The organism is Streptomyces sp. CRCS-T-1 (genome assembly GCF_024442335.1).
Lineage (GTDB): Bacteria > Actinomycetota > Actinomycetes > Streptomycetales > Streptomycetaceae > Streptomyces > Streptomyces koelreuteriae.
On the sequence record NZ_CP101651.1, the window covers coordinates 944,259 to 965,285 of the forward strand.

The 21,027-nt window shown below is 72.0% G+C and carries 19 protein-coding genes; 9 read left to right on the forward strand and 10 right to left on the reverse strand.

Going from position 1 to position 21,027, the window contains the following annotated elements; translation table 11 throughout:
* Positions 1–5: 5 nt before the first annotated feature.
* The 4 genes from NNW99_RS04250 to NNW99_RS04265 are packed head-to-tail and all read right to left on the reverse strand — an operon-like array spanning position 6 to position 4,366.
* Positions 6–785 (reverse strand): CDP-alcohol phosphatidyltransferase family protein, encoded by a 780-nt coding sequence (locus NNW99_RS04250; protein WP_215117296.1) that lies wholly within the window; start codon positions 783–785, stop codon positions 6–8.
* Complete coding sequence (locus NNW99_RS04255; protein WP_215117297.1) at positions 763–1,824, reverse strand: iron-containing alcohol dehydrogenase family protein; 1,062 nt, start codon at positions 1,822–1,824, stop codon at positions 763–765. The genes NNW99_RS04250 and NNW99_RS04255 overlap by 23 nt, the downstream gene beginning before the upstream one ends.
* Positions 1,812–2,564 (reverse strand): sugar phosphate nucleotidyltransferase, encoded by a 753-nt coding sequence (locus tag NNW99_RS04260; RefSeq protein ID WP_215117298.1) that lies wholly within the window; start codon positions 2,562–2,564, stop codon positions 1,812–1,814. Before NNW99_RS04260 ends, NNW99_RS04255 begins: the two co-directional genes overlap by 13 nt.
* Entirely contained in the window at positions 2,561–4,366 is a 1,806-nt protein-coding gene (locus NNW99_RS04265) for a DUF5941 domain-containing protein (protein WP_215117299.1), read from the reverse strand. Before NNW99_RS04265 ends, NNW99_RS04260 begins: the two co-directional genes overlap by 4 nt.
* A gap of 277 nt (positions 4,367–4,643) precedes the next feature.
* Here NNW99_RS04265 and galE point away from each other — a divergent pair, with 277 nt between their 5' ends.
* The 3 genes from galE to idi all read left to right on the forward strand — a co-directional run bounded on the left by galE (position 4,644) and on the right by idi (position 7,599).
* The gene (galE, locus tag NNW99_RS04270; RefSeq protein ID WP_215117300.1) at positions 4,644–5,615 is read left to right on the forward strand and encodes a UDP-glucose 4-epimerase GalE; all 972 of its coding nucleotides are present in this window, start codon (positions 4,644–4,646) and stop codon (positions 5,613–5,615) included.
* Positions 5,616–5,771: 156 nt separating this feature from the next.
* Complete coding sequence (locus tag NNW99_RS04275; protein WP_215117301.1) at positions 5,772–6,710, forward strand: cation diffusion facilitator family transporter; 939 nt, start codon at positions 5,772–5,774, stop codon at positions 6,708–6,710.
* 295 nt (positions 6,711–7,005) lie between these two features.
* Complete coding sequence (gene idi, locus NNW99_RS04280) at positions 7,006–7,599, forward strand: isopentenyl-diphosphate Delta-isomerase (protein WP_215117303.1); 594 nt, start codon at positions 7,006–7,008, stop codon at positions 7,597–7,599.
* Between the two features lie 31 nt (positions 7,600–7,630).
* Here idi and NNW99_RS04285 read toward each other — a convergent pair whose 3' ends face one another.
* Complete coding sequence (locus tag NNW99_RS04285) at positions 7,631–8,131, reverse strand: ATP-binding protein (protein WP_215124142.1); 501 nt, start codon at positions 8,129–8,131, stop codon at positions 7,631–7,633.
* 218 nt (positions 8,132–8,349) lie between these two features.
* On the opposite strand from NNW99_RS04285, the gene NNW99_RS04290 reads away from it, so the two are divergent.
* Positions 8,350–9,105, forward strand: coding sequence for an enoyl-CoA hydratase/isomerase family protein (locus tag NNW99_RS04290; RefSeq protein ID WP_215117304.1), 756 nt, complete (start codon positions 8,350–8,352; stop codon positions 9,103–9,105).
* Here NNW99_RS04290 and NNW99_RS04295 read toward each other — a convergent pair.
* Together NNW99_RS04295 and NNW99_RS04300 are read right to left on the reverse strand one after the other, a co-directional pair.
* Positions 9,092–9,727 carry a DJ-1/PfpI family protein gene (locus NNW99_RS04295; RefSeq protein ID WP_215117305.1) on the reverse strand — a complete coding sequence of 212 codons (636 nt, stop codon included), beginning with the start codon at positions 9,725–9,727 and terminating at the stop codon, positions 9,092–9,094. The genes NNW99_RS04290 and NNW99_RS04295 overlap by 14 nt on opposite strands.
* 59 nt (positions 9,728–9,786) lie before the next feature.
* On the reverse strand, positions 9,787–10,746 hold the full coding sequence (locus NNW99_RS04300; protein ID WP_215117306.1) for a GlxA family transcriptional regulator: 960 nt from the start codon (positions 10,744–10,746) through the stop codon (positions 9,787–9,789).
* Positions 10,747–10,860: 114 nt separating this feature from the next.
* Between NNW99_RS04300 and NNW99_RS04305 the strand changes: the two genes are divergently transcribed.
* The 4 genes from NNW99_RS04305 to NNW99_RS04320 all read left to right on the forward strand — a co-directional run bounded on the left by NNW99_RS04305 (position 10,861) and on the right by NNW99_RS04320 (position 15,116).
* The gene (locus NNW99_RS04305) at positions 10,861–11,730 is read left to right on the forward strand and encodes a hypothetical protein (protein WP_215117307.1); all 870 of its coding nucleotides are present in this window, start codon (positions 10,861–10,863) and stop codon (positions 11,728–11,730) included.
* 116 nt (positions 11,731–11,846) lie between these two features.
* Positions 11,847–11,978 carry an LPFR motif small protein gene (locus tag NNW99_RS04310; RefSeq protein WP_251057699.1) on the forward strand — a complete coding sequence of 44 codons (132 nt, stop codon included), beginning with the start codon at positions 11,847–11,849 and terminating at the stop codon, positions 11,976–11,978.
* A 106-nt stretch (positions 11,979–12,084) separates the two neighbouring features.
* The gene (locus NNW99_RS04315; RefSeq protein WP_215117308.1) at positions 12,085–14,478 is read left to right on the forward strand and encodes a Tex family protein; all 2,394 of its coding nucleotides are present in this window, start codon (positions 12,085–12,087) and stop codon (positions 14,476–14,478) included.
* A gap of 89 nt (positions 14,479–14,567) precedes the next feature.
* Entirely contained in the window at positions 14,568–15,116 is a 549-nt protein-coding gene (locus tag NNW99_RS04320; protein ID WP_215117309.1) for a putative glycolipid-binding domain-containing protein, read from the forward strand.
* Here NNW99_RS04320 and NNW99_RS04325 read toward each other — a convergent pair.
* Positions 15,113–16,753, reverse strand: a complete 1,641-nt coding sequence (locus tag NNW99_RS04325) for an ABC-F family ATP-binding cassette domain-containing protein (protein WP_215117310.1) — start codon at positions 16,751–16,753, stop codon at positions 15,113–15,115. The genes NNW99_RS04320 and NNW99_RS04325 overlap by 4 nt on opposite strands.
* Positions 16,754–16,778: 25 nt before the next feature.
* The gene (locus NNW99_RS04330; RefSeq protein ID WP_215117312.1) at positions 16,779–17,801 is read right to left on the reverse strand and encodes an oxidoreductase; all 1,023 of its coding nucleotides are present in this window, start codon (positions 17,799–17,801) and stop codon (positions 16,779–16,781) included.
* Between the two features lie 66 nt (positions 17,802–17,867).
* Between NNW99_RS04330 and NNW99_RS04335 the strand changes: the two genes are divergently transcribed.
* The gene (locus tag NNW99_RS04335; RefSeq protein ID WP_215117314.1) at positions 17,868–18,842 is read left to right on the forward strand and encodes an FAD-dependent oxidoreductase; all 975 of its coding nucleotides are present in this window, start codon (positions 17,868–17,870) and stop codon (positions 18,840–18,842) included.
* A 407-nt stretch (positions 18,843–19,249) separates the two neighbouring features.
* On the opposite strand, the gene NNW99_RS04340 is transcribed toward NNW99_RS04335, so the two are convergent.
* On the reverse strand, positions 19,250–20,974 hold the full coding sequence (locus tag NNW99_RS04340; RefSeq protein ID WP_215117316.1) for a BCCT family transporter: 1,725 nt from the start codon (positions 20,972–20,974) through the stop codon (positions 19,250–19,252).
* Positions 20,975–21,027: the final 53 nt, after the last annotated feature.

The following is a 21,027-nucleotide window of genomic DNA, read 5'->3' on the forward strand; positions in this document are numbered from 1 at the left end:
GCCGCTCACTTCAGCCTGCTCGAAGCGAGGATCGACACGAGGTGCAGCAGGGTCTGCACCAGCGCGATGCCGGCCAGCACGGCCACGCCGAGCCGCGAGAAGAACAGGTCGCCGCGGGCCTGGTCGACGATCGCCAGCACCAGGATCAGCAGGGACGCCTCGATGCCGAGGATCAGCCGGTGGAACTTCAGGGCGCCTGCGGCCCTGCGGGCCAGCGCCATGCCGGAGGAGCGCATCTCGGAGGCGGCCTCCTTGACCGGCGGCTTTCCGGCCTGGTGCCGGGCGACGCCGACGAGGTCCGTCTCGGCCTTGATCAGGATGGCGCCGAGGGCGGCCAGGGTGCCGAGGAAGGCCCACAGCCAGTCGATCCGGCCGCTGCCCCACAGGTCGGCGGCGCGCAGACCGAAGCCGACGAGCACGGCGGCGTCGGTGAGGTAGGCGCCGACCCGGTCGAGGTAGACGCCGTTGAGCGAGTACTGCTTCTTCCAGCGCGCGATCTCGCCGTCGACGCAGTCCAGCAGGAGATACATCTGGACCATGACGACGCCGAGCACCGCGCCCGCGATCCCCGGCACCAGCAGGGCCGGGGCCGCGAGCACGCCGAAGACGGTCATCAGGTAGGTGAGCTGGTTGGGCGTGACCCTGGTGTTGACCAGGTAACGGTCGACCCGCAGGGACACCTCACGCATGTAGAGGCGTCCCATCCAGTGCTCACCGCTGCGCCGGTCCTTCACCCCCGCGGGGTGAACGACGGGGCGGAGTTCAGCTACCGATGGCCTTGACATAGTCGGCGTAGATGTCCTTGATCTGTTCGGTGTTCAGGTCGAGGTGTTCGATGATGGTGTAGCGGCCGGGCCGGGTCTCCGGGGCGAATTCGACGGCCTTGACGAACTCGTCCGTCGTGAAGCCGATCTCGTCCGGCAGCACGGGCAGACCGTGCCGGCGCAGCACCTCGGCCATGTAGGCCGACTCTTCGTGGGCTCCGCGCAGGTACATCGCGAAGGCCGCTCCGAGGCCGCACTGCTCGCCGTGGGCGGCCGCGCGCTTCGGGTACAGCAGGTCGAAGGCGTGGTTGATCTCGTGGCACGCCCCGGAGGACGGCCGTGAGTCGCCCGACACCGACATGGCGATGCCGCTGAGGACCAGTGCCTCGGCGAGCACCTGGAGGAAGTCGTTGTCGCCGATGCCGCCGGGGTGCCGGAGCACGGCCTCGCCGGCCTGGCGGGCCATCGCGGCGGCGAGTCCGTCGATGCGCTCGCCCTTGACCCGGTTGGCGAGCTCCCAGTCGGCGATCGCCGAGATGTTGGAGATCGCGTCACCGATGCCGGCGCGGACGAAGCGGACCGGGGCCTCACGGATGACGTCCAGGTCGATGACGACCGCGATCGGGTTCGGCACGCCGTAGGAGCCGCGGCCCGCGTCGTTGTCGAGGGTGGCGACCGGCGAGCACAGGCCGTCGTGCGCGAGGTTGGTGGGTACGGCGACCAGCGGCAGGCCGACGCGCGCCGCGGCGAACTTGGCGCAGTCGATGATCTTGCCGCCGCCGAGCCCCACGACCGCGTCGAAGTGGCCGGCCTTTATGTCGCTCGCCAGCCGGACCGCGTCGTCGAGGGTGCCGCCGCCGACCTCGTACCAGGTGGCGCCGGGCATGCTCGGCGAGATCCGCTCGCGCAGCCGGGCGCCGGAGCCACCGCTGACGGCGACGGCGAGGCGGCCGGACTGCGAGATGCGCTCGTCGGCGAGGACGCAGGCCAGGTCGTCGAGGGCACCCGGGCGGATGTCCACGACGAGCGGGGAGGGGATGAGCCGGGTCAGTACTGGCACGCGATCTCCCGTCCGCGGGCGAGATCGTCGTGATTGTCGATCTCCACCCACTTGACGTCGCCGATCGGCGCCACGTCGATACGGAAGCCGCGGTTCACGAGCTCCTGGTAGCCGTGCTCGTAGAACTGCTGCGGGTCGGTCTCCCACACGGTCTTGAGCGCGTCGGCCAGCTCGGAGGCGGCGTCGCCCTCGATCAGGGTGACGCCGATGTACTCGCCGGTGGCCTCGGCGGGGTCCATCAGCTTGGTGATCTTCGTCATGCCCTTCGCGGGGTCGACGACGACCTTCATCTCCTCCTCGGCCAGGTCCTTGACCGTGTCCAGGGCGAGGATGATCTTCTTGCCGTCGCCGCGGGCGGCGAGCAGCGTCTTCTCGACGGAGACCGGGTGGACGGTGTCGCCGTTGGCGAGGATCACGCCGTCCTTGAGGGCGTCACGACCGCACCACAGGGAGTAGGCGTTGTTCCACTCCTCGGCCTTGTCGTTGTCGATGAGGGTGAGCTTGACGCCGTACTTCGCCTCCAGCGCTTCCTTGCGCGCGTACACGGCCTCCTTGCGGTAGCCGACGATGATGCCGACCTCGGTGAGGCCGACCTCGGCGAAGTTGGCGAGGGTGAGGTCGAGAACCGTGGGTTCGCCCTCTATGCCCGCGGGACCCACCGGCACCAGAGCCTTGGGAAGGCTGTCGGTGTAGGGGCGCAGACGCCGTCCGGCGCCGGCCGCCAGCACGAGGCCGATCATGCGGGTTCTCCTTCATCGTGTACGGCGGGCGCCCCTGCGGACACCCAGAAGCGGATGCTCTCCAGGAGCACCACCAGGGCCACGGCCACGGCCAGAGCCGTGAGCGCGACTGTGAACTGCGAGGCGGTGAGCAGCGCGGCGAGGACGGTGACGAGCAGCGTCCGTCCCTCGTGCCCCCCGATGGAACGCACCAGCCAGGCCGGGGACGCTCCGGCGTTGCCGCGGATGCGGTACACCGTGTCGTAGTGATGGTAGGCGACCGCGGCCACCAGCCCGAAAGCCGCAGGAAGGGCTCCGTTCACGTCCGCCTCGGCGGCGAGGACGAGGACGGTGCCGTACTCGGCGGCGCGCAAGAGCGGCGGGACGAGCCAGTCGAGGGCGCCCTTGAGGGGGCGGGCGACGGCGAGGCCCGAGGTCAGGACGTACACGACGGCGGCGACGATCGCCCAGGGTCCGCCGAAGCCGGTCAGGGCGGCCGTGAGGACGACGGCGAGGCCGCCGAGGAAGGCGACGACGGGGGCCGTGAAGCCCGGCAGCCCGCGGGCGGGCTTCTTGAGCGCCTCGGCGAGGCCCTGGGCGAGCGGCCCGCTGTCCGCGAGGTCGGCCAGCGCCTGCGCCGCCCGGTCGGTGCGGCGGGCCTTGCGGGTCAGGGAGCGCAGCACCCGGCCCGCCGTGGTGTAGGTCGCCGCGAAGGCGCAGCCGATGAGCAGCGCGTAGAAGGTGATGCGCGGGGTCGTGGCCGCCGTGAGGACCGCGATCATCGCCCAGCGCTCGCCGATGGGCAGGACGATCATCCGGCGGACCCAGACCGTCCAGCCGACGCTGTCGAGCTTGCCGGAGAGGGCGGCGGTGGGGCTGGTGTTGGCGGTGGCGTCGTGGTTGGCCTCGTTGAAGGAGAAGTCCACGACGTGCCGGCAGGTCTGCAGGACCATGGCGCCGAGCGCGAGGGCCCAGACGTCGTCTCCGCCGCGGGCGGCTCCGAGGGCGAGACCGGCGTAGTAGGCGTACTCCTTGGCCCGGTCGAAGGTGGCGTCGAGCCAGGCGCCGAGCGTGGAGTACTGCAGGGAGTAGCGGGCGATCTGGCCGTCGACGCAGTCCAGGACGAAGGACGCGATCAGCAGGACGCCGGCCGCGACGAAGCCGCCGCGGGTGCCGGTGGCCGCGCAGGCCGCCGCTATGAGGGCGGTGATGAGCGAGGCGGTGGTGACCTGGTTCGGGGTCAGGCCGCGGCGGGCGCACCAGCGGGCGATGTAGCGGGAGTACGGGCTGATGCAGTAGGTGGTGAAGAAGCCGTCGCGGGACTTCACGGCCGACTTCAGGCGTACGGCCTCGTCGTCGACGGTCGTCAGCGCCTGCCGTGCCTCGTTGCGGGCCTGCGGGTCGGCGGGGACGACGGCGACGAGGCTGCCCAGCTCGGGGCGGTGCACCTCGGTGCCGTCGCTGTCCAGGGCGGTGAGGATGCGGTCGGCGAGGCTGTCGACCAGGGTGGTGCCGCCGCCCGCGGAGTTCTCGCGGGCCATCGCCCGGGTGAGGGCCTGGCGGCCGGCGGGCTGGGCGGTGACGGCGCCGGGGATCGCGGCGAGCGGGAAGCGGGGGTCGGTGAGGCCGAGCCGCAGCGCGTGCACATGCCCCACGAACCGGGCGTCGACCAGGGCGACCCGCTCCTCGCCCGGCACCGCGGCGAGCAGGGTCTCGGCCTCGGCGGTGTCGGCCGCGCTCCGCACGTCGAAACCGAGTGACCGCAGATCGGCCTCGATCGACGATCCGGGGACCGGCTGACCGGTGAGGATGGCGGTCGACAACCGAATTCACTCCCTGGTACCGACGCGTCCGCGCCAGTGCTGTGCTGGGTGGGGGCGCCCGCTCCGGTGGCTCCCGGGCGGCATGTCGGCAGAGGCTATCGGATACCGGGAAGGCCACGTTCACCGCCCGTTGGGCGGATCGATCAACGTGGTTCGCACAAGTCTCTGCCGCGATCATCATCGTGGATCCGGGGCCCGCCCCACAAACCGCGCTCCCCAGACCGGACATCGGGGACATTGCGTGGGGCCCGGTCGTGGCGGCATAGGGTGAGCGACCATGACTTGGCTGATCACAGGCGGGGCCGGCTACATCGGGGCACATGTGGCGAGGGCCATGACCGAGGCCGGGGAGCGCGTCATCGCGCTGGACGACCTCTCGGCCGGGGTGCCCGCGCGGCTCCCCGCCGACGTGCCGCTCGTGGAGGGGTCGTCTCTCGACGGTGAGCTGCTTGAACGGGTGTTCGCCGAGCACGGTGTGACGGGTGTGGTGCATCTCGCGGCGCGCAAGCAGGTCGCCGAGTCCGTCGCGCAGCCGACGCGGTACTACCGGGAGAACGTCGGGGGCCTGGCGACCCTGCTGGACGCGGTCGCCGGGGCCGGCATCGAGCGCTTCGTGTTCTCCTCGTCGGCGGCCGTCTACGGCGACCCGGGTGTGGACCTCATCACGGAGGACACGCCCTGCGCGCCGGTGAACCCCTACGGCGAGACCAAGCTCACCGGTGAGTGGCTGGTGCGGGCGGCGGGCCGGGCGCACGGGATCTCCACCGTATGTCTGCGCTATTTCAACGTGGCGGGCGCCGCCGCACCGGAGCTGGCTGACACGGGCGTCTTCAACATCGTCCCGATGGTCTTCGACCGGCTGACGCGCGACGAGGCGCCGAGGATCTTCGGCGACGACTACCCGACCCCGGACGGCACCTGTATCCGTGACTACATTCACGTCGCCGACCTGGCCGAGGCTCATCTCGCGGCGGCCCGGCGGCTCGCCGGCGGGGACGTCACGGGCGATCTGACGGTCAACATCGGCCGCGGCGAGGGCGTCTCGGTGCGCGAACTCATCACGGTCATCGGCGAGGTCACCGGCGACCGGCGGGCGCCGCTCGTCGAGGAGCGCCGCCCCGGGGACGCCCCGCGGGCGGTGGCCTCGGCGGCCCGGGCGGCCGAGGAACTCGGCTGGACCGCGCGGCGCGGGGTACGCGAGATGGCCGAGTCGGCATGGCGCGGCTGGCAGCTGCACCACGGCTCCTGATGCCCTGAGGGCGCCCTGACCTGCGCATCGTTTCCGCAGGTCAGGGCACATGACAACGGTGTTCAGTGCCGCGTTGCACATACCCCCTCCCCGTAGTTCACTGGGGTGCCCGGGCACGAGCGGACAGACATCGGGCAGACACAGGAGGCGGCTTTCATGGGGGCTGGGCACGATCACGGGCACACGCACGGGGCACCGGCCGGAGGTACGGCGACCTCGGCGTACCGCGGCAGACTGCGGGTCGCGCTGGCGATCACGCTCGGCATCGTGGTGGTCCAGATCGTCGGCGGGCTCCTCGCGGACTCGCTCGCGCTCGTCGCGGACTCGGCGCACATGGCGACGGACGCGCTGGGCCTCGGCATGGCGCTGCTCGCGATCCACTTCGCGAGCCGCCCGCCCAGCGACCGGGCCACGTTCGGCTACGCCCGCGCCGAGATCCTCGCCGCCCTGGCCAACTGCCTGCTGCTGTTCGGGGTCGGCGGGTACGTCGTGTACGAGTCGGTGCAGCGCTTCATCACACCGGCGGACACCGAGGGCGGGCTCACCGTCGTGTTCGGTGTGATCGGTCTGGTCGCGAACATGGTGTCGCTGGCGCTGCTGATGCGCGGCCAGAAGGAGAGCCTGAACGTGCGCGGCGCGTTCCTGGAGGTGGCGGCGGACGCGCTGGGCTCGGTCACGGTGATCGTCTCCGCGACCGTGATCATGCTCACGGGCTGGCAGGCCGCCGACCCGATCGCCTCGCTCGTCATCGCGCTGATGATCGCGCCCCGTACCTGGAAGCTGCTGCGCGAGACGCTCGACGTCCTGCTGGAGGCGGCACCCAAGGGCGTCGACATGGCGGAGGTACGGGCCCACATCCTGGCGACCGACGGGGTGGAGGACGTCCACGACCTGCACGCCTGGACGATCACCTCGGGCATGCCGGTGCTCTCGGCGCATGTGGTCGTCAGCTCGGAGGCGCTGAGCGCGATAGGCCACGAGAAGATGCTCCACGAGTTGCAGGGCTGCCTCGGTGACCACTTCGACGTGGAGCACTGCACCTTCCAGCTGGAGCCGACCGGGCACGCGGAGCACGAGCCGCATCTCTGCCACTGACGGTCGGTGGCCGATGAGGTGTCCGGGGCTGGTGGGGCGCATTCCGATCTGAGTGCGCCGGGGGACGCAGCGCTACGGCGCACGCCCACGCCCTGCCCCTCCCCGCACCGGCAGGGACGATTTTCGGCCCATCGCGCCGGGCACGATCTGCTCCTGGGTCCCTCTTCCGGCGTCGAGCGGCGCCGTCCGCGCTCCGCGCTGCCGCGCGGGGACATGCGGGCCACGCCGCGAAGTGCCGGGAGTGCCGGATTCGTACGGCAGACTTGGGGCGCGAAGACCGATGTGAAGGATGGGTATGCCGATCACACCTGCCACCGCGACGCACAACCCGTCGAACGGCACCGCAGACGCGATTTTGCTGGAACTGGTCGACGAGGACGGCGTGACGATCGGCACCGCGGAGAAGCTCGCCGCCCACCAGCCACCCGGACAGCTCCACCGCGCGTTCTCCGTGTTCCTCTTCGACGAGTACGGCAGGCTGCTGCTCCAGCAGCGCGCGCTGGGCAAGTACCACTCCCCCGGTGTGTGGTCCAACACCTGCTGCGGCCACCCCTACCCGGGCGAGGCGCCCTTCGCGGCGGCGGCGCGCCGGACCTTCGAGGAACTCGGCGCCTCCCCGTCCCTGCTGGCCGAGGCGGGCACGGTCCGCTACAACCACCCGGACCCGGAGTCCGGCCTGGTGGAGCAGGAGTACAACCACCTCTTCGTCGGCATGGTGCAGGCCGTGCTGCGGCCGGATCCGGAGGAGGTCGCGTCGACGGCGTTCGTGACCCCGCCCGAGCTGGCGGAGCGGCACGCCAAGGACACCTTCTCGTCGTGGTTCATGACCGTCCTGGACGCGGCCCGGCCGGCGGTCAGGGAGCTGACCGGAGAGTCGGCCGGCTGGTGACCCGGAGCCCGACGACAGAGTCGGGCCGGCCCTAGAGGAAGCGTGCGGGCTTGAGCGGCAGGGCGGCCCAGATCACCTTGCCGCCGCTCGCGGTGTACTCGACGTCACACATGCCGCCCGCCTCCCGGGTGACCTCGCGCACCAGGAGCAGTCCGCGGCCGCCGGTCCGGCCGTGGTCGGCCTCCAGGGCGGTGGGCCGGTACGGGTGGTTGTCCTCCACGGCCACGCGCAGCCACTCCGCCCCGACGGCCAGTTCGACGGCGACCGTCGGGGACAGCACCGCCGCGTGCTTCACCGCGTTCGTCACCAGTTCCGAGACGATCAGCAGCAGCCCCTGGGCCAGGTCGTCCGAGACCGGCACGCCCTGACGCATCAGCAGGTCCCGTACGGCGTGTCGCGCCTGCGGGACCGAGGCGTCGACCGCGGGCGCGGTGAACCGCCAGACCCCCTCGTACGGCAGCGGATCCGCGGGCCCGAGGGGCACCGCGCCGCCCTGTGGACGTGGGCCGGGCCCACGCCCCTCGTCGTCCATCGTCCGGTCGCCACCCTCGCGCTCGATTGTCGCCACGTCTCGAGTGTTGGTAACGATGCGCTCCACACCCCGGGGCTGAACAGAAGTCAGCAAGTATCGAGCACTTCTGACCGTTGGCGTATGACACGGTCAGTTGTGGGACTGGTCCTGTCCCTGTTGTGCCGTCTCGGCGAACTATTCGGGTTGTACGGGTTTGCCTTGCGGATAGCATCCGGCGCATGGAGCCGCAGCTGCTGAACACCGTGACCGACTCGGTCGCGACCGTCGTCATCCGTCATCCCCAGAAGCGCAACGCCATGACGGCCGCGATGTGGCGCTCACTGCCGCCGCTGCTGGAGGAGCTGGCCGGCGATCCGGCCGTGCGGGCGCTGGTGCTCACCGGCGAGGGCGGGACGTTCTGCGCCGGGGCCGACATCTCGACGCTCCGGGGCTCGCCGGAGGAGGCACAGGGGCTCGCCGTGCGGGCCGAGGAGGCGCTCGCCGCGTTTCCGAAGCCGACGCTGGCCGCGGTGCGCGGGCACTGCGTGGGCGGCGGGGCGCAACTGGCGGCGGCCTGTGATCTGCGGTTCGCCGAGGAGGGCGCGCTGTTCGGTGTGACGCCCGCGAAGCTCGGCATCGTCTACCCGGCGTCCTCGACCAGACGGCTGGTGTCCCTGGTGGGTCCGGCGACCGCCAAGTACCTGCTGTTCTCCGGCGAGCTGATCGACACGGAGCGGGCGCTGCGCACCGGTCTGGCCGACGAGGTGCTGCCCGAGGGCGAACTCGGCAAGCGGGTCGCCGAGTTCACCCGGATCCTGGTGTCCCGTTCACAGCTGACGCAGGCGGCGGCGAAGGAGTTCGCGAACGGCGGTACAGACCGCGACGCGCACTGGGCCGGGCAGGCGCGCGCGAGCGGCGACACCGCCGAGGGCGTCGCCGCGTTCCTGGAGCGCAGGCAGCCGCGGTTCGGCTGGAGCGTGCCTACGTCAGCATGACGTCGGCGTGCGACCGGAGCAGTTCGACGACGTGCGCGGGGGCCTTCTCGGGCGATCCGGCGTCGTAGGGCGGCTGCGGGTCGTACTCGGTGGCGAGCTGGACCAGCTGCGCGTGGTCGTCGCCCGCGATCCGGCCGAGGAGGGTCAGTCCCATGTCGATGCCGGAGGAGACACCGGCCGCGGTGACGTACTTGCCGTCGGTGACGACCCGCTCCCCCGTGGGCTCGGCTCCGTAGCGCTTCAGTTGCTCCAGGGTCAGCCAGTGGGAGGTGGCGCGGCGGCCCCGGAGGAGTCCGGCGGCGGCGAGCAGCAGGGAGCCGGTGCACACGGACGTCGTCCAGGTGCTGCCGGCGTCGGCGGCGCGCAGCCAGTCCAGCAGCGGCTCGTGTGTCATCAGCGACTCCTGGCCGGGGCCGCCGGGCACGACGACGATGTCCGGGTTCGGTACGTCGGACAGGGCCCGGTCGGCGGTGAGCGCGAGGTTCCCCGTCTCGTTCCGTACGGGGCCGGTCCGCTCGGCGACGAAGACGGTCTCCGCGTCGGGGAGGCGGCCGAGGGTCTCGTAGGGGCCGACGGCGTCGAGGGCGGTGAAGCGGTCGTAGAGGACGATGGCGATCTGCATGCGGGGTTCCTTCCGTCGATGCGGGGCGGTGCGGTCGCTGCGAGTCGTTCCGATCGGGCTCAGGGTGTGGTCGCGGGGCGGAAGCGGCGGCGGTACTCGGCCGGGGGCGTTCCGAGGGCCTTGACGAAGGCGCGGCGCATGCCCTCGGGGGTGCCGTAACCGCTGGTGCGGGAGATCTCCTCGATGCCGTCGGCGGTGTCCTCCAGGAGCCGGCGGGCGTGTTCGAGGCGGACCCGGTCCACGTACCGGCCGGGCGTCATACCGGTCTCGTCCCGGAAGGCGCGGGCGAAGTGGCGGGGCGAGAGGCGGGCGCGGGCGGCGAGTGCCTCCACGGAGAGGTCGGCGTCCGGGCGTTCGGTGATGAACCGCTGGACGTCCCGAAGCGGCTCGCGGTGAGCGGTCTGGGCTTCGAGCTGGGCGCTGAACTGGGCCTGGTTCCCCGGGCGGCGCAGGAAGACCACGAGGTGGCGGGCGATGGCGAGGGCGGCGTCCCGGCCCAGGTCCTCCTCGACCAGGGCCAGGGCGAGGTCGATGCCGGCGGTGACTCCCGCCGAGGTGGCTATGTGCCCGTCGCGTACGTAGACGGGGTCGGGGTCGATCTCGACGGCCGGGTGGTCCCGGGCCAGCCGGTCGCAGTACGCCCAGTGCGTCGTGGCGCGGCGGCCGTCCAGGAGTCCGGCCGCGGCGAGCACGGCGGCACCGGTGCACACGGAGACCAGGCGCACGGCACGCGGCCCGTGCGCGCGCACCCAGTCGACCAGGCGCGGGCTGGGGTCCAGGGAGCCCGGGCCGCCGGGGACGAGCAGGGTGTGCGCGTCGGGCGCGTCGTCCAGGGACCCGTCGGGTACGAGGGTCAGACCGCTGGTGGTTCGTACGGGAGCGCCGTCCGGGGAGGCCGTGCGGATCCGGTACGTCCCCGGGGAGAGCAGCTCCGCGCCCGCGAAGACCTCCACGGGCCCCGTGACGTCGAGACTCTGCACGCCGTCGAAGAGGACGGCGAGAACGGTGCGCTGGGCCATGCCCTTGATTCTTCGCGCGCCCGGAGTATGGCCGCAATGACGAATTTCCCACCTTTCCTGCCATGGGGTGTACGGCCGTAGAGGGCATACCAAGCGGTTGGTAACGTGCCCGGCATGACGACTGCCGCCCTTGAGCCGCGCGCCGGCCGACGCTGCCAGAACGTGCTCAATTCCCTGCACGCGACGCACTACTTCTCGCCGGATCTGGCACGGGAGGTGGGTGCCGCCGGGATCACCCATCCCCACGCCGTGAACTTCGCCGTACGGGCCGCCGCGTTCGGAGCGGTCGGCCCCGGCGCGGTGGCGGCGGCCTTCTACAACTACAAGTACGAGCTGGTGGCCCGGCATGTGCCGGCGGTGTGGGAGAGCGCCGCACCCGGCCAGGTGCTGGCGGCACGCGCGCGTGCGGTCGACGCGACCCTGCGGCGCCTGCTGGGCGAAGAGGCCCTGGCGTCGGCGGAGATGGCCGAGGCCGCGCGACTCGCGCTGCGCGCCACCGAGGCCTGCTCCCGCGGCGCGCGCCCGCTGTACGCCGCCCACGCCGATCTGCCCGTCCCCGAGGAGCCGCACCTCGCCTACTGGCACGCGGCGACCCTGCTGCGCGAGCACCGGGGCGACGGCCACCTCGCCGCCCTGATGTCGGCCGGGCTGGACGGCCTGGAGGCGATGGTGACCCACACGGCGACGGGCAAGGGCATGGCGCCGAAGTGGGTGTTCACCACCCGGGGCTGGAGCCAGGAGGACTGGGACGCGGCGACGCACCGGCTGCGTGGGCGCGGGCTGCTGGAGGAGAACGGTGAGCTCTCCGAGCGGGGTGCCGCCCTGCGTGAGGAGATCGAACGGGAGACGGACCGGCTCGATGAGGCCCCGTACGAACATCTGGGCCCGGAGGGCGTGGCCCGGCTGACCGAGCTCGGCGCCGGTTTCGCGCAGGCCGCGTTCATGGCCGGGGCCTTCCCGGCGGACCTGATCGGCAAGGGCTGAGGCCGCCCCGCACTCCTGCCTCCGCATTCGTGTTCCGCTGTGACGCATGGTGAGGCGTCGGTGAGGTACCCGGCCTCTCCCGATCAGTGCGATCGGGAGAAGAAAGGGGAAACACCGTGTTCCGAGCCATCGCAGACGTGCTCCGCCAGATCGGCGGCGCCGTCGCCACCGTCGTGACCCTGCCCTTCCGGGCCCTGGCCCGGCTCTTCGGCGGGGCCTCGTCCGCCACCCGCAGCCGCAGGGCGTGACCGGAGGCCGTCGGCGACCTGCCGGGGGTACCGCCCTGGCCCCCGAGTGTCGGTGTCACCTGCCACAATTGCCGCGCAACCTCAGTGGAGAAGGCGGTACGGGATCGTGACGACACCCGGGTCCAACGGGTCCATCAACGCAGGGACCATCGAAGGCAGGATCGCCGAGGAGCTCGGCGTACGGGAGCGGCAGGTCAGGGCCGCCGTGGAACTGCTCGACGGCGGTTCCACGGTGCCCTTCATCGCTCGCTACCGCAAGGAAGCGACCGAGATGCTCGACGACGCGCAGCTGCGCACCCTCGAGGAGCGGCTGCGCTATCTGCGGGAGCTGGAGGAGCGGCGGGCGGCGATCCTGGAGTCGGTGCGCGAGCAGGGCAAGCTCACCGAGGAGCTGGAGGCGCGGATCCGGGGCGCCGAGACGAAGGCGCGCCTGGAGGACATCTACCTCCCGTACAAGCCCAAGCGGCGCACCAAGGCGCAGATCGCCCGCGAGGCGGGTCTCGAGCCGCTGGCGGAGGGGCTGCTCGGTGACCCGGGCGTCGAGCCCCTCGCCGCGGCCGCCGCGTTCGTCGACGCCGACAAGGGCGTGGCCGATCCACAGGCCGCCCTCGACGGCGCCCGGGCGATCCTCACCGAGCGGTTCTCGGAGGACGCCGACCTGATCGGCGAGCTGCGCGAGCGCATGTGGGTGCGCGGGCGACTGGCCGCCAAGGTGCGGGACGGCAAGGAGGAGGCGGGCGCGAAGTTCGCCGACTACTTCGACTTCGCCGAGCCGTTCACCGAGCTGCCCTCGCACCGCGTGCTGGCCATGCTGCGCGGCGAGAAGGAGGAAGTCCTCGAACTGGCCCTGGAGCCCGAGGAGGCCACGGACGGCCCGTCGTCCTACGAGGGGATCGTCGCGAACCGGTTCGGGATCGCCGACCGGGGCCGCCCCGGCGACAAGTGGCTGAAGGACACGGTCCGCTGGGCCTGGCGCACCCGCGTCCTCGTGCACCTCGGCATCGACCTGCGGCTGCGGCTGCGCACGGCCGCCGAGGACGAGGCGGTGCGGGTCTTCGCGGCGAACCTGCGCGACCTGCTGCTCGCGGCCCCGGCGGGCACCCGCGCGACGCTCGGCCTGGACCCCGGTTTCCGTACGGGTGTGAAGGTCGCCGTCGTGGACGCCACCGGCAAGGTCGTCGCCACGGACGTCATCCACCCGCACGTCCCCGCCAACCGCTGGGACGAGGCCGTCGCCAAGCTGGCCCGGCTCGCCAAGGAGCACGCGGTCGAGCTGGTCGCCATCGGCAACGGCACGGCGTCCCGCGAGACCGACAAGCTCGCCGGTGAACTGATCACCAAGCACCCGGAGCTGAAGCTCACCAAGGTGATGGTGTCCGAGGCCGGCGCTTCCGTGTACTCGGCGTCCGCGTTCGCCTCGCAGGAGCTGCCCGACATGGACGTGTCGCTGCGCGGCGCCGTGTCGATCGCGCGCCGGCTGCAGGACCCGCTGGCCGAGCTGGTGAAGATCGACCCGAAGTCGATCGGCGTCGGCCAGTACCAGCACGACCTGTCCGAGCTGAAGCTGTCGCGTTCGCTGGACGCGGTGGTGGAGGACTGTGTGAACGGCGTGGGCGTGGACGTCAACACGGCGTCGGCCCCGCTGCTCGCCCGGGTCTCCGGCATCACCTCCGGGCTCGCCGAGAACATCGTGGCGCACCGGGACACCAACGGGCCGTTCACCTCCCGGGGCGGGCTGAAGAAGGTGGCGCGGCTCGGCCCCAAGGCGTACGAGCAGTGTGCGGGCTTCCTGCGGATCCGCGGGGGCGACGACCCGCTGGACGCGTCCAGCGTGCACCCGGAGGCCTACCCGGTCGTGCGGCGCATGGTGAAGACCAGCGGCCAGGAGGTCGGCGCGCTCATCGGCAACACCGGTGCGCTGCGCTCGCTGAAGCCGCAGGACTTCGTGGACGAGACGTTCGGTCTGCCGACCGTCACCGACATCCTGAAGGAGCTGGAGAAGCCGGGCCGCGACCCGCGTCCGGGCTTCAAGACGGCCTCCTTCCAGGAGGGCGTGGAGAAGATCTCCGACCTGGCGGCCGGGATGGTCCTGGAGGGCGTCGTGACGAACGTCGCGGCCTTCGGGGCGTTCGTAGACGTCGGTGTGCACCAGGACGGTCTGGTGCATGTCTCGGCGATGTCGAAGACGTTCGTCAAGGACCCGCGGGACGTGGTGAAGCCCGGGGACATCGTGAAGGTGAAGGTCCTCGACGTCGACATCCCGCGCAAGCGGATCTCACTGACGCTGCGGCTGGACGACGAGGCGGCGGCCTCGCAGGGCCAGGGCAGCGGTTCCGGTGAGCGCGGTGAGCGCCGGCAGCGGGGCGGTCGTCCGCCGCAGCAGCGGCAGCGTGGCGGCGGTGGTGGTGGTTCGCGTCAGGCGCCGCCGCCTGCGAACAGTGCCATGGCCGATGCGTTGCGCCGCGCGGGCCTGGCCGATCCGAAGAACGGTCGTCGCTGACGGCTTCGCCGGGGGTCGTGGGGAGCTGCGGGGGCCGTTGTGGCTGGTCGCGCAAGTTCCCCGCGCCCCTTCCGTTCTAGGGTGGCTGGATGCGTGCCATCACCTGGGAAGTGTCCGCGAGTCAGGGGTTCGAGACCGCTTGGGCCGAGCAAGGGGACGGCCTGTTGCGGGCGCGTGGGCGGGCTGTCGGGACCGTGCCCGAGCCGTACTGGGTCACGTACGAACTCGACACCGCTGATCGCTTCGTGACCCGTCGGCTGCGGGTGACCACCGAGTCCGCCGACGGGACCCGCTCGCTCGATCTGCTCCACGACGGTGACGGCCGATGGACCGCGAACGGTGAGCCGCTCCCCGACGTCGACGGCGCTCTCGACTGCGATCTCGGGCTGTGTCCGCTCACCAACACCATGCCGGTGCTGCGGCACGGGCTTCATCAGGCACCCGGGGAGCGGGAGTTCCTGATGGCCTGGGTGTCGGTGCCGGACCTGACGGTGCGGCCGTCGCGGCAGACGTACACGCATCTGGGGCCCGGGCGGGTCCGTTTCGCCTCAGGTGACTTCCGCAGCGACCTGGAGGTCGACGAGGAGGGGTACGTCGTGGACTACCCCTCCCTCGCCGACCGTCTGACGGCGCGTTAGCGCTCGGTCACCTTGCCGTCCGCGACCTCCAGGCGGCGTGTCACATGGACGGCGTCCAGCATGCGGCGGTCGTGTGTGACCAGCAGGAGCGTGCCCTCGTAGGCGTCGAGGGCCGACTCCAGCTGCTCGATGGCGGGCAGATCGAGGTGGTTGGTCGGCTCGTCGAGGACCAGGAGGTTGACGCCCCGGCCCTGGAGCAGCGCCAGGGCGGCCCTGGTGCGCTCGCCCGGGGAGAGGGTCGCCGCCGGGCGCAGGACGTGTTCCGATTTGAGGCCGAACTTGGCCAGGAGGGTGCGGATCTCGACCGGTTCGGTGTCGGGGACGGCCGCCCGGAAGGCGTCGAGCAGGGCCTCCTGGCCGTGGAACAGCTTGCGGGCCTGATCGACCTCGCCGAGCAGGACACCCGAGCCGAGCGCGGCGTGCCCGGAGTCGAGGGGGACGCGGCCGAGCAGGGCGGCGAGCAGTGTGGACTTGCCGGCGCCGTTCGCGCCGGTGACCGCCACCCGGTCCGCCCAGTCGATCTGGAGGGACACCGGGCCGAGGACGAAGTCGCCGCGGCGTACCTCGGCGTCCCGCAGGGTCGCGACGACGGCGCCCGAGCGCGGGGCCGACGCGATCTCCATGCGCAGTTCCCACTCCTTGCGCGGCTCCTCGACGACGTCCAGGCGCTCGATCATGCGCTGGGTCTGGCGGGCCTTCGCGGCCTGCTTCTCGCTGGCCTCGCTGCGGAACTTGCGGCCGATCTTGTCGTTGTCGTTGCCCGCCTTGCGGCGCGCGTTCTTCACGCCCTTGTCCATCCAGGACCGCTGGGTCTGGGCGCGGTCCTGGAGGGCCGCCTTCTTGTCGGCGTACTCCTCGAACTCGTCGCGGGCGTGCCGGCGGGCGACGTCCCGTTCCTCGAGGTAGGCGTCGTAGCCGCCGCCGTAGAGGTTGATCTGCCCTTGGGCGAGGTCGAGTTCGAGGACCTTGGTGACGGTGCGGGTGAGGAACTCGCGGTCGTGGCTGACGACCACCGTGCCGGCGCGCAGGCCGCTCACGAAGCGTTCGAGGCGCTCCAGGCCGTCCAGGTCGAGGTCGTTGGTCGGCTCGTCGAGGAGGAAGACGTCGTAGCGGGACAGCAGCAGGGAGGCGAGGCCCGCGCGGGCGGCCTGGCCGCCGGACAGGGACGTCATCGGCTGGTCCAGGTCGATCGCGAGGCCGAGGGTGTCGGCGACCTCCTCGGCGCGTTCGTCGAGGTCGGCGCCGCCGAGGCCGAGCCAGCGCTCCAGGCTGGTGGCGTAGGCGTCGTCGGCTCCGGGGGCGCCGTCGACCAGGGCCTGGGTCGCCTCGTCCATGGTCCGCTGGGCCTCGGCGACTCCGGTGCGGCGGGCCAGGAACGCCCGGACGGTCTCGCCGGGCCGGCGCTCCGGTTCCTGCGGGAGGTGTCCGACGGTGGCGGTCGGCGGGGACAGGCGCAGTTCGCCCTGCTCGGGTGCGACGAGTCCGGCGAGCATCCTGAGCAGGGTGGACTTGCCGGCGCCGTTGGCTCCGACCAGGCCGATCACATCGCCGGGCGCGACGACGAGGTCGAGCCCGGTGAACAGGGAGCGGTCGCCGTGGCCGGCGGCGAGGTTCTTGGCGACGAGGGTGGCAGTCATCAGATCGCCGATTTTACTGGGCCGCTCAGTGGGTCACCGCCGTCACCAGGACACTTCCGGAGGTGCGCGCCACGATGTAGGACCGTCCCTTCACCGCTCCGGCGTCGAGGGCGACGCGGTGGCGGCCCGGTTCGAGGACGCCGTCGAAGACGTCGTGGGTGTGGGTGCGGGAGAGCCGGTCGAGGCGGTACGCGGTGAGGGTGACCCGGCAGGCGGAGGTGACCTCGATGTCGGCCCCGCCGTCGGCGGCGGTCAGGCCGGTGAGACGGCGCCGCGCCACCGGTCCCTGGTCCAGGGCGTGTTCGATCTGGGCGACGAGGAGGGGGACGATCGGGGCGAGTCCGTCGACGTAGGCGACGGGCACCTCGGCCTCCTCGAAGGCGCGGCGGACGGCGGCGCGGTCCCGCTCTCCGATCGCGTGGCCGAAGGCGACGGCTCCGTAGGCGCGCAACTCGTCGGCGGGCACTCCGTCGGCGTCGTGGGCGATGTCGGCCCCGACGCCGATGGTGCGTAACGCCGCGGCGAGCTTGGCCAGGACGGCGACGCGGGCGCCGATCAGCAGGACGCGGCGCCGGGTGTCGGGGGCGGAGCCGTTCAGCAGGGCGTTCAGAGCGGTGCGGTACTCGGCGCCGCGGAAGCGGAACGGGCCGATGCCGTGGTAGCCGTTGAGGTCGAGGTCGGCGTGTTCGTCGGTCTGCCAGGCGAAGTCCCGCCAGATGAAGTCCTCGCCGTCCTGCCGGATGACCGCGGTGACGGCTCCGCAGGCCAGGTCCTCGCACTCGGGGCAGCCGTAGACGACGTAGCGGCCGTCGGGCAGGGGTGCCGGGCTCTCCAGGAGCAGGCTGCGGACCTGTGCGGTGAAGATGGCGGGCGGGACGTCGGAGGCGAGCGGGGAGACCGCGTCGAGGTCGGAGAGCCGGAACAGCAGCGGGCGTCCGTCGACGATGAAGTCCACGAAGTCCCGGTGGACCTGGTAACCACCGTCGTGGAGAACTCCGCCGGCCCGCATCGCGGGAGCCAGGCCGAAGGTCGCGTATGCGGCACACATACTGTGAGTATCCCCATACTGCGCGTGATGTGAGCACGGCATGACACATTCCGCTACGGTCCCGGGATGGCGGGCGAACGAAGTGACGAGATCGTGGTGGTCGGTGGCGGGGTCGTCGGGCTGACGACCGCGGTGGTGCTGGCCGAACGCGGGCGGCGGGTGCGGGTGTGGACGCGGGACGCCGTCGAGGCGACCACCTCCGCGGTCGCGGGGGCGCTGTGGTGGCCCTACCGGATCGAGCCGGTCGCGCTCGCGCGTGAGTGGGCACTGCGGTCGCTGGAGATCTACGAGGAGTTGGCGGCGCGGCCCGGAGCGACCGGCGTACGCCTGGTCGAAGGGGTACTGGGCGAGACCCGTCTCGACGAGGTCGGCGGGTGGCTGGCGGGGCGGGTGCCGGGGCTGCGGACGGCCACTCCCGGGGAGTACGCGGGGACGGGCGTCCGGGCCCGGCTGCCGCTGATCGACATGCCGGCTCATCTGCCGTGGCTGCGGGAGCGGTTCATAGCGGCTGGCGGGGTGGTCGAGGCTCGTACGGTGTCCTCGTTCGCGGAGGCCGACGCCCCGGTCGTGGTCAACTGCACGGGGCTGGGGGCGCGGGAGCTGGTGCCGGATCCGTCCGTGCGGCCGGTGCGCGGGCAGTTGGTGGTCGTGGAGAACCCCGGGATCGACGAATGGCTCGTCTCCACCGACGCGGCCGGGGACTACGCGTACCTGTTTCCGCAGCCGGGCGGGCTCGTCCTCGGCGGTACGGCGGAGGAGGACGCGTGGTCCCCCGAGCCCGACCCCGCGACGGCCGAGGCGATCATCCGCCGCTGCGCGGCCCTACGCCCGGAGATCACCGCCGCCCGCGTCCTGGAACACCGCGTCGGACTCCGCCCCACCCGCCCGGCGGTCCGCCTGCACCGCGACGCCCTGCCGGACGGCCGCCTCCTGGTACACAACTACGGCCACGGCGGCGCGGGCGTCACGGTGGCATGGGGGTGCGCGGAGGAGGCGGCGCGGCTGGTGTGCGACGGAGACGACGGGTCGCTGCGCGGCTGACCGCCGCCAGCAGGGGCGCGGGGTGGACGCCGCCGGGCGGGGCGGACGGGCGCGGGGCCGGGCGGACGGGCGCGGGGCCGGGCGGACGGGCGCGGGGCCGGGCGGACGGGCGCGGGGCCGGGCGGACGGGCGCGGGGCCGGGCGGACGGGCGCGGGGCCGGGCGGACGGGCGCGGGGCCGGGCGGACGGGCCACTCGGCCCGAATGGCCTCGGCCCGGCCGCACCAGCCGCACCAGCCGCAAGGGTGCCCGCGCGGGTGCGGGCAAGGGCCCGGGGGCGTGGAGCCCGCAGTGCCCCGGCCAAGTACGCCCGGGCCGCCAAAGCCGGATGCCCCCGGCCGAAGGCATCGGAGCTGTGAGGGCTCCGACGCCCCGGTCGGGGGGCATCCGGTAGGGCGGGCGCTCGGGTCAGTGCTTGCCGATGGGGTCGCCCTCGACGTCCGGGCCTCGGCCCGGGCCGACGCGGAACTCGAAGTCGCCGTCGTACTTCGTGTGGCCTTCCATGACGGCCATCTCGACGGCCTCGGAGCCCATCTGCTCACGCACGATCACCGGGTCGCGGCGCAGGTCGCGCATGAGGGCGACGCACATGAAGGTCATCACGACGACGAACGGCGCCGCCGCGAGGATGGTGAGGTTCTGCAGACCTGTCAGCGCGTCGCCCGAGCCGCTGCCGACGAGCAGCATGATCGCGGCCACCGCACCGGTGACGACGCCCCAGAACACCACCACGAGGCGGCCGGGTTCGAGCGCGCCCTTCTGCGAGAGCGTTCCCATGACGATCGACGCCGCGTCCGCACCGGAGACGAAGAAGATGCCGACGAGGACCATCACCAGCAGGCTGGTGACGGTGGCGATGGGGAACTGCTGCAGCACGTCGAAGAGCTGCCCCTCCGCGGTCGCCTCCTTGCCGAGCCTGCCCTCTTCCTGCAGCTTCATCGCCGAGCCGCCGAAGATCGCGAACCAGATCAGGCTGACCGTGCTGGGCACGAGGATGACGCCGCCGATGAACTGCCGGATGGTCCGGCCCCGGCTGATGCGGGCGATGAACATGCCGACGAACGGCGTCCAGGAGATCCACCACGCCCAGTAGAAGACGGTCCAGCTGCCCAGCCAGTCCGCGACGCCCTCCCCGCCGCTGGCCTCCGTACGGCCGGCCAGCTGGGGCAGGTCGCCGAGGTAGGCGAAGACCGACGTCGGCAGCAGGTCGAGGACGATGATGGTCGGGCCCGCCACGAACACGAACAGGGCGAGGACCAGCGCCAGCACCATGTTGGTGTTGGACAGCCACTGGATGCCCTTCTCCACACCGGAGATCGCCGACGCGACGAAGGCCAGGGTCAGCACCGCGATGATCGTGACGAGCAGCCCGGTGCTCACCTTGTCCATCCACTTCAGCTCCTGCACACCGGAGCCGATCTGGAGCGCGCCGAGTCCCAGGGACGCGGCGGAGCCGAAGATGGTCGCGACGATCGCGAGGATGTCGATGACGCGGCCGGCGGAGCCGTTCGCGTGCTTCTTGCCGATGAGCGGGGTGAAGACGGCGCTGATGGTCTGGCGGCGCCGCCTGCGGAAGGTGCTGTAGGCGATGGCGAGGCCCACCACGGCATAGATCGCCCAGGGATGGAGCGTCCAGTGGAAGAGGGTGGTGGCCATGGCCGTCTCCATGCGTTCGCCGGAGTCGGCCGGGTCGGTGCCCGGCGGGGCCGTCGAGTAATGCGACAGCGGCTCGCTCACGCCGTAGAACATCAGGCCGATGCCCATGCCCGCGCTGAACATCATCGCGACCCAGGACACCGTGCGGAACTCGGGCTCCTCACCCTCCGCACCGAGGTGGATACGGCCGTAACGGCTGATCGCGAGCCAGAGGGCGAACACGACGAAGCCGGAGGCGGCGAGCATGAACGCCCAGCCGCCGTTGTGCATCAGCCCGCTGAGCATGCTGGAGGAGACGGATTCGAGCGAGTCGGTCGCCGTGGCGCCCCAGATCACGAAGGCGAGGGTGAGAGCCGCCGTGACACCGAACACGATCCGGTCGGTCTGGGGCCCCTCCTGACCGGGGAGGCCGGCTTCCGAACCCGGCAGCGCGCCTCCCCCCTGGGGATCGTTCTCGCTTGGTCGGTCGTGTGTCACTGGCGGCACCTTTCATTGAACGTAGGAGGAAGGTAAATCCTCCGTAACGCCCC